This is a genomic window from Marinobacter sp. C1S70 (assembly GCF_000475355.1).
Classification (GTDB): domain Bacteria; phylum Pseudomonadota; class Gammaproteobacteria; order Pseudomonadales; family Oleiphilaceae; genus Marinobacter; species Marinobacter nauticus.
On the sequence record NZ_AXBW01000018.1, the window covers coordinates 1 to 15,223 of the forward strand.

Annotated in this window: 18 protein-coding genes; 8 read left to right on the forward strand and 10 right to left on the reverse strand. The window is 56.0% G+C overall.

The window, feature by feature from the left end:
• Positions 1-15: 15 nt before the first annotated feature.
• Positions 16-657 (reverse strand): hypothetical protein, encoded by a 642-nt coding sequence (locus tag Q669_RS05790; protein WP_227501057.1) that lies wholly within the window; start codon positions 655-657, stop codon positions 16-18.
• 121 nt (positions 658-778) lie between these two features.
• Between Q669_RS05790 and Q669_RS05795 the strand changes: the two genes are divergently transcribed.
• The 8 genes from Q669_RS05795 to Q669_RS05830 all read left to right on the forward strand — a co-directional run bounded on the left by Q669_RS05795 (position 779) and on the right by Q669_RS05830 (position 6,487).
• Entirely contained in the window at positions 779-1,261 is a 483-nt protein-coding gene (locus Q669_RS05795; protein WP_022991572.1) for a hypothetical protein, read from the forward strand.
• Between the two features lie 99 nt (positions 1,262-1,360).
• Complete coding sequence (locus Q669_RS05800) at positions 1,361-1,585, forward strand: addiction module protein (RefSeq protein ID WP_022991573.1); 225 nt, start codon at positions 1,361-1,363, stop codon at positions 1,583-1,585.
• Positions 1,585-1,875 carry a hypothetical protein gene (locus Q669_RS05805; RefSeq protein ID WP_022991574.1) on the forward strand — a complete coding sequence of 97 codons (291 nt, stop codon included), beginning with the start codon at positions 1,585-1,587 and terminating at the stop codon, positions 1,873-1,875. The genes Q669_RS05800 and Q669_RS05805 overlap by 1 nt, the downstream gene beginning before the upstream one ends.
• A gap of 130 nt (positions 1,876-2,005) precedes the next feature.
• Entirely contained in the window at positions 2,006-3,016 is a 1,011-nt protein-coding gene (gene dusA, locus Q669_RS05810; RefSeq protein ID WP_036148955.1) for a tRNA dihydrouridine(20/20a) synthase DusA, read from the forward strand.
• Between the two features lie 117 nt (positions 3,017-3,133).
• A complete protein-coding gene (gene tal / locus Q669_RS05815) occupies positions 3,134-4,099 on the forward strand; it encodes a transaldolase (RefSeq protein WP_022991576.1) in 966 nt (321 codons plus the stop codon).
• A 26-nt stretch (positions 4,100-4,125) separates the two neighbouring features.
• The gene (locus Q669_RS05820; protein ID WP_022991577.1) at positions 4,126-4,575 is read left to right on the forward strand and encodes a TerB family tellurite resistance protein; all 450 of its coding nucleotides are present in this window, start codon (positions 4,126-4,128) and stop codon (positions 4,573-4,575) included.
• Positions 4,576-4,589: 14 nt separating this feature from the next.
• Positions 4,590-5,717, forward strand: coding sequence for a 3-deoxy-7-phosphoheptulonate synthase (locus tag Q669_RS05825; protein WP_014421087.1), 1,128 nt, complete (start codon positions 4,590-4,592; stop codon positions 5,715-5,717).
• Positions 5,714-6,487 (forward strand): glycerophosphodiester phosphodiesterase, encoded by a 774-nt coding sequence (locus tag Q669_RS05830; protein WP_011785396.1) that lies wholly within the window; start codon positions 5,714-5,716, stop codon positions 6,485-6,487. The genes Q669_RS05825 and Q669_RS05830 overlap by 4 nt, the downstream gene beginning before the upstream one ends.
• A 28-nt stretch (positions 6,488-6,515) precedes the next feature.
• Here Q669_RS05830 and sthA read toward each other — a convergent pair whose 3' ends face one another.
• The 9 genes from sthA to Q669_RS05875 form a co-directional block, all read right to left on the reverse strand.
• A complete protein-coding gene (sthA, locus tag Q669_RS05835; protein ID WP_011785397.1) occupies positions 6,516-7,907 on the reverse strand; it encodes a Si-specific NAD(P)(+) transhydrogenase in 1,392 nt (463 codons plus the stop codon).
• Between the two features lie 72 nt (positions 7,908-7,979).
• Positions 7,980-8,222 carry a (Na+)-NQR maturation NqrM gene (gene nqrM / locus Q669_RS05840; protein ID WP_011785398.1) on the reverse strand — a complete coding sequence of 81 codons (243 nt, stop codon included), beginning with the start codon at positions 8,220-8,222 and terminating at the stop codon, positions 7,980-7,982.
• A 12-nt stretch (positions 8,223-8,234) separates the two neighbouring features.
• Positions 8,235-9,284 carry an FAD:protein FMN transferase gene (locus Q669_RS05845; protein ID WP_036148958.1) on the reverse strand — a complete coding sequence of 350 codons (1,050 nt, stop codon included), beginning with the start codon at positions 9,282-9,284 and terminating at the stop codon, positions 8,235-8,237.
• 9 nt (positions 9,285-9,293) lie between these two features.
• Positions 9,294-10,520, reverse strand: a complete 1,227-nt coding sequence (gene nqrF / locus Q669_RS05850; protein WP_022991579.1) for an NADH:ubiquinone reductase (Na(+)-transporting) subunit F — start codon at positions 10,518-10,520, stop codon at positions 9,294-9,296.
• 37 nt (positions 10,521-10,557) lie between these two features.
• Positions 10,558-11,166 (reverse strand): NADH:ubiquinone reductase (Na(+)-transporting) subunit E, encoded by a 609-nt coding sequence (nqrE, locus tag Q669_RS05855; RefSeq protein ID WP_011785401.1) that lies wholly within the window; start codon positions 11,164-11,166, stop codon positions 10,558-10,560.
• Positions 11,166-11,831 carry an NADH:ubiquinone reductase (Na(+)-transporting) subunit D gene (locus Q669_RS05860; protein WP_014421083.1) on the reverse strand — a complete coding sequence of 222 codons (666 nt, stop codon included), beginning with the start codon at positions 11,829-11,831 and terminating at the stop codon, positions 11,166-11,168. Before Q669_RS05860 ends, nqrE begins: the two co-directional genes overlap by 1 nt.
• Positions 11,832-11,833: 2 nt before the next feature.
• Positions 11,834-12,637 (reverse strand): Na(+)-translocating NADH-quinone reductase subunit C, encoded by an 804-nt coding sequence (locus Q669_RS05865; RefSeq protein ID WP_022991580.1) that lies wholly within the window; start codon positions 12,635-12,637, stop codon positions 11,834-11,836.
• Entirely contained in the window at positions 12,630-13,838 is a 1,209-nt protein-coding gene (locus Q669_RS05870) for an NADH:ubiquinone reductase (Na(+)-transporting) subunit B (RefSeq protein ID WP_011785404.1), read from the reverse strand. Before Q669_RS05870 ends, Q669_RS05865 begins: the two co-directional genes overlap by 8 nt.
• A 4-nt stretch (positions 13,839-13,842) precedes the next feature.
• On the reverse strand, positions 13,843-15,189 hold the full coding sequence (locus Q669_RS05875) for a Na(+)-translocating NADH-quinone reductase subunit A (RefSeq protein WP_014421081.1): 1,347 nt from the start codon (positions 15,187-15,189) through the stop codon (positions 13,843-13,845).
• Positions 15,190-15,223 lie beyond the last annotated feature (34 nt).

The following is a 15,223-nucleotide window of genomic DNA, read 5'->3' on the forward strand; positions in this document are numbered from 1 at the left end:
AGCGGAGTCACTGATTCAGGTGGAATTCAACCTGAGATTTGCCTGAAGTGTCAGTTCACCGCTGTCCAGGGCGAGCAGTTCCGGCCAGTTCAGGAGCGTGGCCGCAAGCGCCTCTCCTGCGTTCTGCGCAGCCATGGTCGTGCTGATGTGGGCAGCCAAGTTGCTCGCCAACTGGTTGCGCAAGACCAGATCGGCTGTCAGGCCCGAGCTGGCATTCAGCGTCCCTTCAAGTTTCAGATCTGCCAGCGTTCCGCTCGTCTCGCCCTGAAACCACCAGCGTTGGGGCTTCAGGCTCGGGTGGCGGATCTCCGCTACGTCGATGCGCACATTTCCGGAGATGCGCGTGCGTTCCGGCATAGCACCGGGGGCGCCAAGATCAACGGCTACCTCGGTATCCGCGAGATCCAGCTGAACATCTATTAACTCTGCGGGGGTGCTTCCGGATTGCCGGGCAATGCGGGCTATTGTCAGCCGGGACCCCGGGCGGAAGGTAACGCCGACCTGCTTGTTACTTGCTTCAACAGAATTGACGATATCTGCGTGAATGCCCGTCGCTTTCCAGCCGGCGATTTCATAGTCAGGCAGCGCCAGGTCCATCCGACCTTGTTGGAGCGAGAACGCCCATGGGGTGGCGTTTGCGGGCAAGCCGAAAGTCATCAGCGATAAAACACCTGTCAGCCCCATCAAACAACGCCAAAGACTTAACCATCGTGTGCTGGCTTGGTGATATGATCTTCGTCCATCGTGATAAACATCCCGACAACGCAAGGATCGCGTGATGAATTGCCTCAGAATAACCAACCTTGTTCTGTTCTCCCTTTTTCTGATTGCCCCATCCATCTCCGTGGGTGGATGGCTGAACCCTCACTATGAGGTCTATCCCGAGTGCACAGAGCCTGCCAAAGTAAATGGTCTCGACCTCCTGAAGCTAACCAAGGGAGGACAGCTGTTTATCGCCCTCGCCACTCCCGAGCTTGATGCAACAGAATCCATTCTCGCCCGCCGCCACGGTTTCCGGGGGGTCATATTTGACCGTGACCTTTTCAATGATGAGCGCCCAATGCCCGCGGGGCAAATTCTCTTCACCGGAACAGTGGTTCGGCGCGACAGTAGTGTATTTGAGAGGGTCCTGGGCGGCTCTCCGGGAGATAGCTTCTTTTATGTTGTGGAGCTGGCCTCAGGCCAGTACTTGCTCCACCCCGAATCCTTTGATGATTCAGGCTTACAGGTCTGCGATGAGCTACAGAGAGATATGGATTAGGGTTTAGAGGTCTGCCAGAATAAGGCAGTTTGATGAATTTCATGCCTTGTCGAAAGAGGCTATAGATATCAAGAATTGCGTTTTTGGAGGAGTGGGACAATGCGAATACAGGAACTGATAGACGAGGCTAACGCCCTTCCTGTTGATGAACGCGCACTTATGATCGAGTCTCTTCTGAAAAGTCTCAACCCCATAGAGTCAGACGTCGACGAGAAATGGGCTAACGTAGCTGAGAAGCGGTTAGCAGAATTGGATTCAGGGGCAGTCGAGGCTATTCCAGGTGAAGAAGTTTTCAACAAAATCAGGAGCCGGCTCGGAAAGTAATGGAATACAGTTTTCATCCCGCAGCGGAAGCGGAGTTCAACGATGCAATTGACTATTACGAATCCATACAACCCGGTCTCGGCATAGAGTTGGCGGATGAAGCTCTACTTGCGATAGGCAGGGCCGTCAAATACCCGAAAGCCTGGAGCTTCATTCGAGAACCTGTAAGACGCTCACTCGTCAAACGTTTTCCATATGGCATTCTTTATGTTGAAAAAAACAGTGGGATTTATATTCTTGCAGTCATGAATCTACATCGAGAACCTGACTACTGGATCCGCAGGCAATAGGTTCAACCAGTTCGTAGAAGCAAGGCCCCGCCATCTTTATTTGATCCCACCAAACGCATCCGGGATGCCTGCTCCCGAATTGGGATCGTGGTAGAATTGGTGCCCTAAATTGCCTTGATCTCAGGATTTCATGACGTCTCAACAAATCATCCAACGTCCGTCCCGCCGGTTCTGCGTCGCCCCCATGATGGACTGGACCACCCCGCACTTTCGTTACCTGGCCCGCATCCTCAGCAAGCGGGCACTGCTTTATACAGAAATGGTCACCACAGGTGCGCTCATCCATGGCGATACCGAGCGCTTTCTGCGCCACGATGCCTCAGAATATCCGCTGGCACTTCAGCTCGGCGGCAGCGATGCTAACGAGTTGGCCCATTGCGCGCGGCTGGCGCAACAGTTCGGGTTCAGCGAGGTTAACCTGAACGTGGGTTGCCCCAGCGACCGGGTGCAGAACAACATGATCGGTGCCTGCCTGATGGGCCATCCAGACAAGGTAGCAGAGGGCGTGGCCGCAATGATTGAAGCCACCGACCTTCCGGTTACGGTAAAGCACCGCATTGGTATCAACGGCCGGGAATCCTGGGAGGAGCTGTGCGAGTTTATTGAAACCGTGTCAGCAGCCGGCTGCAAAACGTTCATTGTGCATGCCCGCATCGCCGTTCTTGAAGGCTTGAGCCCGAAGGAGAACCGCGATATTCCACCCCTCAAATACGACTGGGTGTATCGTCTGAAACAGGCCTATCCAGACCTGGAGATTATCATCAATGGCGGCATCAAGACCTTCGAGGACTGCCATGAGCATCTGGCCCACACCGATGGCGTGATGCTGGGGCGAGAGGCCTACCACAATCCCTGGTTGCTGGCCGAGGTAGACACTGAACTATTTGGTGAGCCACCGGCCGTTACCAGCCGCCATGAGGCCCTCCGGGCCATGTTCCCGTTCATTCAGCAGGAACTGGACCGGGGCGTGTACCTCACCCACATTACCCGCCATATCATGGGCCTGTTCCTCGGGCAGCCGGGGGGACGGCAGTTCCGCCGTCACCTGAGTGAGAATGCCAACAAACCCGGCTCCGGGCTGGAAGTGGTCGAACAGGCGCTGGCGAAAGTCAGAGAACCGGAACCCAGTTTGGAAACCTGATTGCCACCATACCTATTGTTGTCTTGTTACTGTCGTAAGCTGCCGTTATTGTAGGAGTTAAAAGGGCATTGTGGATGAATGCCCGGATAACACCGAACCATCGGGATGACAGGACGAATGAACAGCAAACTCGAACAGCTTAAAACCATGACCACGGTTGTGGCCGACACCGGCGATATTGATGCTATCCGGCAGTGGCGCCCGGAAGACGCCACCACCAACCCTTCCCTGCTGCTGAAGGCCGCGGCCTCAGAGGCGTATCGACCCATGCTGGAAAAGGCCGTGGCCTATGCGGCCAAACACGGTGGCTCGGATGCCGAACAGCTGACGGTCGCAACCGACATGCTGGCAGTGTTGGCGGGCAAGGAAATTCTCGGGCTGATTCCGGGCGTGGTCTCCACCGAGGTAGATGCCCGTTTGTCCTTCGACACCTCCGCCACTCTGGAACGTGCCCGCCGCCTGGTGGACTTTTACGACCGCCAGGGCGTGGACACTAACCGTGTTTTGATCAAGATTGCCTCCACCTGGGAGGGTATCCGTGCAGCAGAGCAGCTTGAGAAAGAAGGCATCCGCTGCAATCTGACGCTGCTCTTCTCTTTTGTGCAGGCAGTGGCGTGCGCCCAGGCCGGCGCCCATCTGATTTCACCGTTCGTTGGCCGTATCCTCGACTGGCACCTGGCCAGCTCCGGGCGCGACAGCTATCCGGCCGAGGAAGATCCTGGCGTACTTTCGGTTTCACGCATCTACAATTACTACAAGGCCAATGGCTTCAACACGGTGGTAATGGGTGCCAGCTTCCGCAACACCGGCGAAATCGAAATGCTGGCCGGCTGCGACCGGCTCACCATCAGTCCGGCACTGCTGCAGGAGTTGAAGGATGATCAGGGCACTCTGGCCAGGAAACTCAACCCGGAGACGGCCTCCTCGCACGACAAGCCAGGCCAGATTAACGAGAAGCAGTTCCGCTGGGAATCCAACGATGACGCCATGGCCACCGAAAAGCTGGCTGATGGCATTCGCCGTTTTGCGGCAGACCAGATCGAACTGGAGCACCGGGTCCGCCAGCTCGCCCAGGCGGCCTGACATTTGTTGAAACGAAGTAACTGACCATGATCGAACGCCTGAAGAAACTGTTTTCCGTTGCCGAGTCAGAGCCGGTCGAGCCGGATGCACATCAACTAGCCGTGGCAGCCACGGCCCTGATGGTGCAACTGTCACGGGTCGACAACCAGGAAGATGAGCGGGAACTGAAGACCATTGTCGACTGTGCAGTGAGGGCTCATCAGATTACCCGGGAAGAGGCTGAGGAAATCCTGCACGATGCCCTCGCCCACGCCGAGGACGCCACGTCGTTGTATCAGTTTACCGGGCAGATTAACGATCATCTGGATCAGCAACAGAAGCAATCCCTGTTGGAGAGCATCTGGCGGGTAGCCTTTGCCGACGGCCGTATCGACAAATACGAGGAACACCTTATTCGCCGAATGGCAGACCTGCTGCATCTTAATCATCGCGAGTTCATGCAGGCCCGGCACCGGGCGGAAGAATCCGCATCCTGATTCAAGGAGATTCCATGTTAGCCATTCTTCACCCCAATACCGCGCTCGATAGTGAAGCCTATCGCCAGACCATGGAATACCTGGAAAACCTTCCGGGCGTCAGTATCCGGGTACACGAAATTCAGGGTGCCAGCCAGCGACTGACCGAAATCTACCTGCTGGGCGACACCAAATCCCTGGAAAAAGCAGAAATTGAAGCCCTGCCGGCGGTGGAACGCGCCATCCGGATTTCCGAGGATTACAGGATTCTTGGCCGCCACAAGGATGACCAACGCCAGAGTGGGTTTACTTATAATGGCGTGGAGTTCAGCCAGAACAACCTGAACATTTTCGCCGGCCTTTGTGCGGTGGACGTGCCCGAGCATGTGGAAATGATGCTGCAGGCGCTGGAAGACAACGGTGAGGTATGTACCCGAATGGGGGCCTACAAGCCGCGCACCAACCCTTACTCCTTCCAGGGCCACGGCAAGGGCTGTCTACCCTGGGTGTTCGAGAAAGCAGGCAAGCATGGTATCAAGGTGATTGCCATGGAAATCACCCACGAAAGCCATATCGAGGAAATCGACACTTGCCTGGAAAAACTCGGCCGGCCAACCGGCGTGATGCTGCAGGTAGGCACCCGCAACACCCAGAACTTCGAACTGCTCAAGGCCATTGGCCGGCAGAGCACCTATCCGGTGCTCCTCAAACGTGGTTTCGGTATCACCCTGAACGAATCCCTGAACGCAGCCGAGTATCTGGCCAGCGAGGGCAACGCCAACGTCATTTTCTGTTTACGCGGCATGAAAACCGAGGCCGGCCTGCCCCACCGCAATATGGTGGATTTTGCCCATGTGCCTGCGGTAAAACGCCTGACCCGCATGCCGGTGTGTGTGGACCCATCACACTCCGTGGGCAGCCGGGACCAGTCACCGGATGGTATTCTTGATGTGATGCATGCGACCGCACAGGGCGTCATTGCCGGCGCCAACATGGTGCTGGTGGACTTCCACCCAAAACCGGAGAAAGCCCTGGTTGACGGCCCTCAGGCGCTTCTGATGAGCGAACTGCCGGCCTACCTGGAAGATATTCGCCTGTGCCACGAGACCTGGAAGAAACGCCAGGCCATCTACCAACGCCTCAGGGAAACTACAGCAGAATGATCGTTTATGGTCACCGTGGAGCCAAAGGAGAGGCTCCGGAAAACACCATGCCTGGCTTCATCCATGCCCACCGGCATGGCATCCGGCATTTTGAGCTGGATCTGGTGCTGTCTAAAGACGGCATCCCGGTACTGGTGCACGATCTGACCGTGGACCGTACCACCGGCCAGAAAGGCAGTGTCGGCAAGTATACCGCCGCCGAACTGGCCGAGATGGATGCGCGCCGCAATACCAGCTCATGGTCCCGGAAAACCGGTATTCCCTCGCTGGAGAATCTGCTCGATCAGTTTGATGACATTGAGCACCTTCAACTGGAAGTGAAAAAGGATGCACGGCACAGGCTGAACATCCTGTGCAATCGCCTGACCGAGATCATCCAGCGCCGGGATTTGTACCAGACGGCCGCCATCACCTCGTCCGATCCCTGGTTTCTGCGAGAAATCCGGCGGCGCGACAAAAACATACGCATCGGCCTGGTAGCCGAGCGCAAGTTTCCCAAGCCACTGAACCTGGCCACCCGGCTGGGCTGCGAATATTTCTGTGTGAACTGGAAAATTCTGACCAAAGGCATGGTCGAGACGGCACATCGACGGAACATGCATGTCTCTACCTGGACGGTTAACCGTATCCACGACATGCTGCTTCTGGAAGAGATGGGGGTCGACAGTATTATCACCGATTACCCCACCAGCACCCGTATGTTTTTCGACAACCGGGCCAAGGCGGTGTTGAATCTGCCGATCCGGGAAACCTCACCAGAGCCCGCCTGAAGCAAAGCTCTGGTGGGCAACGGTCTGATCAGAAGATACGGTTCAGACCGTTCAGGGCAGCTACCCGATAGGCTTCCGCCATGGTCGGATAGTTGAAGGTGGTATTGATGAAGTAGTTCAGGGAATTGGCTTCCCCTTCCTGATTCATAATGGCCTGGCCGATGTGAACAATCTCGGCAGCCTGGTCACCAAAGCAGTGTATCCCCAGAATTTCCCGGGTCTCCCGGTGGAACAGAATCTTCAGCATGCCCACGGCTTCGCCGGTAATCTGCGCCCTCGCCAGATCCTTGAAGAACGCCTGGCCGACATCGTATGGCACTTTGGCTTCGGTCAGTTCGCGCTCGGTTTTACCAACAGAGCTGATTTCCGGAATGGTATAAATTCCGGTAGGCACGTCGTCCACAAAGCGGAAATACTCGTCCTGGGTAATGTCAGACGAGGCCGCCCGCCCCTGGTCGTAAGCGGCACTGGCCAGGCTTGGCCAGCCAATCACATCGCCGGCAGCATAGATATGCTCGACTTCCGTGCGGTAATGCTCGTCTACCGCCAGCTGGCCCCGGCTGTTCGGTGTCAGGCCCACGTTCTCAAGCCCCAGATTCTCGGTATTGCCGCTACGGCCATTACACCACAGGAACGCATCGGCCCGAATCTTCTTGCCGGATTGCAGTGACAGTACAACGCCGTGATCGTCACCTTTCACGGATTCATACTGCTCATTGTGGCGAACCAATACACCGTTGTTACGCAGGTGGTAACTCAGGGCATCGGAAATTTCATCATCCAGGAACGACAGCAAGCGACTGCCCGGGTTGATCAGGTCTACCTTCACACCCAGTCCAGCAAAGATGGAGGCGTATTCCGACCCAATGACACCGGCACCGTAGATAATCAGGGTACGCGGGGTGTGGGACAGATTCAGAATGGAGTCTGAGTTGTAGATCCGATGATGACGGAAGTCGACATCGGGCGGCAGGTACGGGCGGGAACCGGTGGCAATGATGGCCTGTTTGAAATGGATGGTTTCCACGGACTTGTTGCCACGGATTTCCAACCGGTGCTTGTCGACAAATGCGGCACGGCCGTTGATAAGGTCTACCCGGTTACGGGAATAGAACTGAGTGCGCAGCTTCACCTGTTTGCCAATCACCTTCTGGGCGTTCTGCAATACTCGCGGAAAAGAGAACCAGCGCGGTTCACCAATGTCCCGGAACATCTGGTTGGTGTTGAAGGTGATGATCTGCTTGACCGAGTGACGCAGTGCCTTGGACGGAATGGTGCCCCAGTGGGTGCAGTTACCGCCAACCGTAGGCTTGTCTTCAATGATCGCGACGCGCCTGTTGTGCTTCGCCGCATTCATTGCCGCCCCTTCTCCCGAAGGACCGGCGCCAATAACCACCACGTCGTAATGATGCTCTGCCATGCGCGCACTGACTCCTTATCTACACTCTGAAAGCGTAGCTATAGTTATTAATGTATTGTTGGCCTGGAGCGGTTATTTGTCGGCCTTGGTGGCATCGTATGCCAGGTCTTCCGCTTTTACTGGCTCATCCGAGCCGCTCCGGCTCTCTTCGCATTTCTGGGTATTGCCCCCGCAAATCTCACAGGAAGTACTGATTCCCAGAGCGCCAATACCACCGCAGGTTCCGCTGATCGGCTTTCGACCGAAAATCACACCGATCGACATACCGGCAATCAGCAGCACCACAATAAACAACACCAAAAGAAAGGTACCCATTACTGCCCTCCTTTACTGGACAAGGTAAGACGAGAACGCCGGTGTCTGATGGGTTTCAAAGCCGTTGTCTCCCCTCACAATAAAAAATGCGGGAATGTTTTCACGGGTTGCCAGGCCCATGGCCTTGTCAAAACCCATCACATTAAAGCCGGTTGCCAGAGCATCTGCCGTCATACAGTCTTCTGCAATAACCGTAACCGAGGCCAGTCGATGACCAATAGGCTTTCCCGTCTCAGGATCTATTGTATGGGAGTACCGCTGGCCGTTCGATTCGTAATAGTTACGATAATCGCCGGACGTCGCCATGGCCTGAGCATCCAGCGCCACCACACTATTTACTGCCCGGCCCTGCTCTATCGGTTGCTCAATAGCCAGACGCCAAGCGGTACCGTCCGGCTTGCGTCCATTGGTACGCACTTCGCCGCCCACTTCCACAAGGTAAGCGCCAACACCTTCACTGTCGAGGTAACGGGCCACCGCATCCACGCCATAGCCCTTGGCAATACCCGACAGATCAATGTACTGGGGCTTCTCGCTGCGAATGGCACTGGCCAATTCATCGAACTCCAGGTGCTCCCAACCGGTGCCACCAAGTACGGTGTTCAGTTCATCGTCGGAGGGTATCTGTTCAGGCCGCGCCTTGGGCCCAAACCCCCAGAGATTCACTACCGGGCCAATGGTCACGTCGAACGCCCCACCCGTCAGTTCAGCAATCTCGACTGACCGCCGGATAACCTCGAACAATGCCGGCGAAAGCTCAACCCACTCCGACTGGTCCCGCAGACTGTTCAACTGAGACAGCTCGGAATCCGGCTTCCAGGTCGACATGGCATTGTCCACCTGATCCAGCGTGCTCTCGATGCCCTTGGCCAGAGTCTGAAGCCGTTGCTCATCTTCTGGCAATACGACGTTAATGTGATAGGTCGTCCCGAAAATCCCGCCAGAGATCTCCCAGACTTTTTCTTCTTCCTGAAACGAACAACCCGCCAGGGTGGCCAGAGCCAGCGCCATAAAGACGCTGACCACGGCTACCCTGGCGGGTCGGAACATGCGGGATGTCATGCGGTTTGATTAACCTCCGAAGTCATCCAGCATGATGTTCTCGTCCTCTACACCAAGATCTTTCAACATCTTGATCACAGACGCGTTCATGATTGGGGGTCCACACATGTAGAACTCACAGTCTTCCGGAGCAGGATGATCCTTCAGATAGTTTTCGTACAACACATTGTGGATAAAGCCGGTGGGGCCATCCCAGTCATCGCTCGGCAGCGGATCTGAAAGCGCCACGTGCCACTCGAAGTTGTCGTTCTCGGCAGCCAGACCGTCAAAGTCTTCCACATAGAACATTTCGCGCACACTACGGGCACCGTACCAGAAGCTGATCTTGCGCTTGGAGTTCAGGCGCTTGAGCTGGTCGAAGATGTGGGAGCGCATGGGCGCCATACCGGCACCACCACCGATAAACACCATTTCCGCATCGGTATCCTTGGCGAAGAACTCACCAAACGGTCCCATGACGGTGACCTTGTCACCCGGCTTCAGGTTGAACACGTAAGTGGACATGATACCTGGCGGATGATCAGTTCCAGGAGGCGGCGTAGCGATACGGATGTTGAACTTGAGAAGACCTTTTTCTTCCGGGTAGTTCGCCATGGAATAGGCCCGGATGGTTTCTTCCTTGTTCACGCCCTTGTAGCGCCAGATATCGTGCTTGTCCCAGTCCTCGTGGAACTCTTCCTCGATGTCGAAATCCTTGAAGTTGATTTCGTACGGAGGGCATTCCAGCTGCACGTAACCGCCGGCGCGGAAGTCTACTTCCTCGCCTTCAGGCAACTTCAGTACCAGTTCCTTGATGAAAGTAGCTACGTTGTGGTTGGAGATAACCTCACATTCCCACTTCTTCACACCGAAGAACTCTTCCGGCACTTCAATCTTCATATCCTGCTTCACAGGAACCTGGCAAGACAGGCGCCAGCCTTCTTTTTCTTCGCGGTTGGTGAAGTGGGTCTTTTCCGTGGGCAGCATGGCGCCACCGCCGTCCAGAACCTTGCACTTGCACTGGGCACAGGTACCGCCACCGCCACAGGCAGAGGACAGGTAGATGCCGCTGTTGGCCAGAGTACCCAGCAGCTTACCGCCCGCGGCGGTCTTGAGCGTGTGCTCGGGGTCGTCGTTGATCTCAATGGTCACGTCACCGGTGCTTACCAGCTTGGAGCGGGCTGCGAGGATAACCGCAACCAGCGCCAGAACGATAACGGTGAACATGACCACGCCGAGAATAATTTCTGTATTCATGGTCTCGCCTTTTCGTTAAACCGAATCACCGGGTGAATTACAGGGAGATGCCTGAGAACGACATGAAACCCAGTGACATCAGACCAACGGTAATGAAGGTGATGCCAAGGCCACGCAGTCCGTTCGGAACATCGCTGTACTTGAGCTTTTCACGGATACCCGCCAGAGCAATGATGGCCAGAGCCCAGCCAACGCCAGCGCCGAAGCCATACACCAGACTCTCGCCAAAGGTGTAGTCACGCTCAACCATGAACAGTGACGCCCCAAGGATGGCGCAGTTAACCGTAATCAGCGGCAGGAACACACCCAGCGCCGCGTACAGGGCCGGAATGTATTTATCCAGCACCATTTCCATGATCTGTACGATCGCGGCGATAACACCGATGTATGTCAGCAGGCCCAGGAAGCTCAGGTCCACATTCGGCAGACCGGCCCAGTCCAGGGCACCTTCACGCAGGATGGTGTTATAAAGCAGGTTATTCACCGGTACGGTGACGGTCAGTACCACCACAACGGCGATACCCAGACCAGTCGCCGCTTCGATCTTCTTGGAGATGGCCAGGAAGGTACACATCCCCAGGAAGAACGCCAACGCCATGTTTTCAACAAAGATCGCCTTAAGCAGGAGGCTCAGATAGTGTTCCATCAGAAGGCCTCCTTGACGGTATGGCGAGACAGTTTGTAGTCAGGCTCTTCTACTTGCTCCGGCTTCCAGGTACGCAGGCCCCAGATCGCCAGGCCGATGATGAAGAACGCACTCGGCGGCAGCAGCAGCAGACCATTCGGTACGTACCAGCCGCCTTCGTTAACGACAGGCATCAGGCTTACGCCGAACAGCGAACCGGCACCCAGCAGCTCACGGAAGAACGCCACGAACAGCAGAATAACCGAATAACCCAGGCCGTTACCGATACCATCCAGGAAGCTCATCAGCGGCGGATTGGTCATGGCGAAACCTTCCGCGCGGCCCATAACGATACAGTTGGTGATGATCAGACCAACGAATACCGATAGCTGCTTGGAGATTTCATAGGCATAGGCCTTGAGAATCTGGTCTACCACGATGACCAGGGAAGCAATGATGGTCATCTGCACGATGATCCGGATACTTCCCGGGATCTGGGTTCTTACCAGAGAGACCGCCAGGTTGGAAAATGCGGTAACGGCTGTAACCGCCAGACACATGACGATACTCACGCTCATGCTGGTGGTTACCGCCAGCGCCGAACAGATACCAAGGATCTGAAGGGCGATCGGGTTGTTACTGAAGATTGGTTCGAAGAGAACCTGTTTGGCTGTTGAGCCTGCCATGATCAGACCTCCCCTTCACGAAGTTTTTTCAGGAACGGGGCGAAGCCGCGCTCACCCATCCAGTAGTTCACGAGCTGCTCGACACCACGACTGGTCAGTGTGGCACCAGAGAGCGCGTCAATCTTGTGTTCCTTGTCCTTGGCATCGGCGCTGACCCCACCTTTCACCAGACGGATCTGGGGTTCGGTCGGATCGTCACTGTAGAGTTCCTTGCCTACCCACTGCTGTTTCCAGCGCGGGTTATCAACTTCACCACCCAGGCCCGGCGTTTCCGCGTGGGCGTAGAAACCCAAACCTTCAATAGTATTGAGGTCGCCTTCAAGGGAAACGAAGCCGTACAGGGTAGACCACAGACCGTAGCCGTGAATCGGAAGCACCACACGAACCAGCTCGCCGTTCTCGCTCAGGGTGTAGACCTTGGCAACGTTCGGACGACGCTTGATGCCAGCTTTGTCTTCAGACGACGGGATGTTGGTCGACATCTCCGGATCGGAAGCAGCCTTGTACATGTCGTACTTCATGGGATCCTGAACACCCACAGCAGACGGCTCTACAAAATCGCCCTTGTCGAGGTCGACCAGGCGGACATCGAAGCGTGCAAACGTCTCTTCAATGTCCTGCGCGGTTGAGCCTGGCTCAAGCATGCCGGCGGCAGAAAGGATGTTAGTTTTGATGTCCAGATTCTGGTTCTGGATCTGCGCGGGACGGAGCATGACCGCAGCCGTGGAAACCACAACCGAGAACACAATACTCAGTACCAGCGCCACCATCAGGGTTCTGGAGACGGTATCTTTTGCTTTAGCCACGAGCAAGCCTCCGTTTGATGTTGGCCTGAACCACGTAGTGGTCCATCAGCGGCGCAAACAGGTTAGCGAACAGGATCGCCAGCATGATGCCTTCAGGGAAGGCCGGGTTGATCACACGGATCAGCACCGTCATCACGCCCACCAGGATACCGAAGCACCAGCGACCGGTGTTGGTCATGGCGGCAGATACCGGATCCGTTGCCATGAACATCATACCGAAGGCAAAGCCGCCCATAACCAGGTGCCAGTGTGCCGGTACGCCGAACATCGGATTGGTTTCTGAACCGATAAGATTCAGCAGCAGCGACATACCGATCATGCCGATCAGCACACCACCGACAATCCGGTAGGAGGCGATCTTCATGGCCAGCAGGATCAGACCACCAATCAGAATGGCGATAGTGGAAGTTTCACCCATGGAGCCCTGAATGGTGCCCACAAAAGCGTTCATCCAGCCAATCTGGGCTTCCAGTGCTTCGAGGCCACCAGAGGCAGCCCAGCTCAGGGCCGTAGCGCCACTGAAGCCGTCTACCGCCGTCCAGACGGTATCGCCGGAGATCTGTGCCGGATAAGCGAAGTACAGGAAAGCACGGCCGGTCAGTGCCGGGTTCAGGAAGTTCTTGCCGGTACCGCCGAACACTTCCTTACCGATAACCACACCGAAGGTGATACCCAGCGCCACCTGCCACAGCGGGATGGTCGGCGGGCAGATCAGCGCGAACAGAACGGAAGTGACGAAGAAACCTTCGTTCACTTCGTGCTTGCGCACGGTCGCGAACAGGACTTCCCAGAAGCCACCTACAATAAAGGTAACCGCGTAAATGGGCACGAAATAAGCCATGCCATAGACGAAGTTATCCCACAAGCCAGCGCCGGCTCCGGTTACCGCCAGTGCGGTAATGAATGCCTCACGCAGTCCACCGTCGGCAATCATCGCATCCGGGTTGGAAGCCAGGAAGTTGTTGGCCTGGAAGCCAATGTTCCACATGCCGAAGAACATGGCCGGGAACGTACACAGCCACACCGTGATCATGATGCGCTTGAGGTCTATGCCGTCACGCACATGAGCGGTGGTTTTGGTCACGCTCGCAGGCGAGTAGAAAATGGTATCAACGGCTTCGTACAGTGCATACCAGCGCTCGTACTTGCCGCCTTTCTCAAAGTGGTGCTCGATTCCATCGAGAAACTGTCGGATTGCCATCGTATTAGCCCTCGATCTCGATTCGGGTCAGGTTCTCACGGAGAATCGGACCGTATTCATATTTGCCGGGGCACACGAAGGTGCACAGCGCCAGATCTTCTTCGTCCAGCTCCAGGGCACCCAGTTTCTGTGCCATTTCAGTGTCGCCCACAATCAGCGAGCGCAGCAGCTGCGTTGGCAGAATATCCAGAGGCATCACCTGCTCATAGGCACCCACCGGCACCATCGCACGCTCACTACCGTTGGTCGTGGTCGTGAAGTTGAACAGCTTGCCGGGATTGAGCTTGGACAGATAGATGTTCAGCACGGAGAACTTGTTGGGACCCGGCGACAACCAGCCCATGAACTCGCGTTTGCTGTGTTCTTCCAGAACAGTAATCTGGTTGGCGAACCGCCCCAGGTAAGCACAGGGGCCATCACCGCGACGGCCACCGAACACAGAGCCGGAGATGGCACGGACTTCACAGTCTGTGGCAACTTCACCGTCCAGAAGTTCCGGCAGGCTGGCACCCAGACGGGTACGAACCAGGCGCGGCTTCACAGCCTTGGGGCCACCAATAGCGACAATGCGCTCGACCGGCACTTCACCGGTTTCGAACAGCTTGGCGATATCGATCACATCCTGGTAGTTGATAGACCAGACAGTCTTGCTGGCCGATACCGGGTCCAGGTGATGGATATGGGTACCGACATTGCCTGCCGGATGCACGCCATCAAACTGATGCACTTCGATATTGTCAGCCTTGGGCACGGCAACGTTAGAGCCGGGCTTGCCGGTCACAAACACTTTGCCGTTGGTCAGGCGGGAGATAATAGTCAGGCCTTTTTCAAAAGCCTTGCTATTTTCGCCGATGATAACGGTGGGGTCTGCCGCCAGCGGATTGGTGTCCATAACAGACACAAAAATCGAATTCGGCGCAGAGTCGATCTCAGGAACCTTGCTGTAGGGACGTGTACGGAAAGCTGTCCACAGGCCGGACTCTACCAGGTTATCAACCACCTGCTGGCGTTCCAGGCCGGCGAGGTCGGAATCGCTGTAGCGGGCATAGGTTTCCGCATCGTCGCCATCAATTTCGATCACGACAGACTGGAAAACGCGACGCTCACCGCGATTGATTTCTTTCACCACGCCTGCAGCGGGGGAAGTATAACGAACGCCTTCGGTCTTCTTGTCCGTGAACAGCAGCGTACCGCGCTTGACACGGTCTCCCTCTTTCACAGCCATCGTCGGCTTCATGCCGTGATAGTCAAAACCGATGAGCGCCACGTGGCGAACCGGCTTGCCGTCAGTAATGGTCTGTTCGGGAGCGCCGCTGATGGGAAGATCCAGGCCTTTTTTGATCTTGATCATTAGCCTCATCCAATCATCAGAAACTATTCTGTGG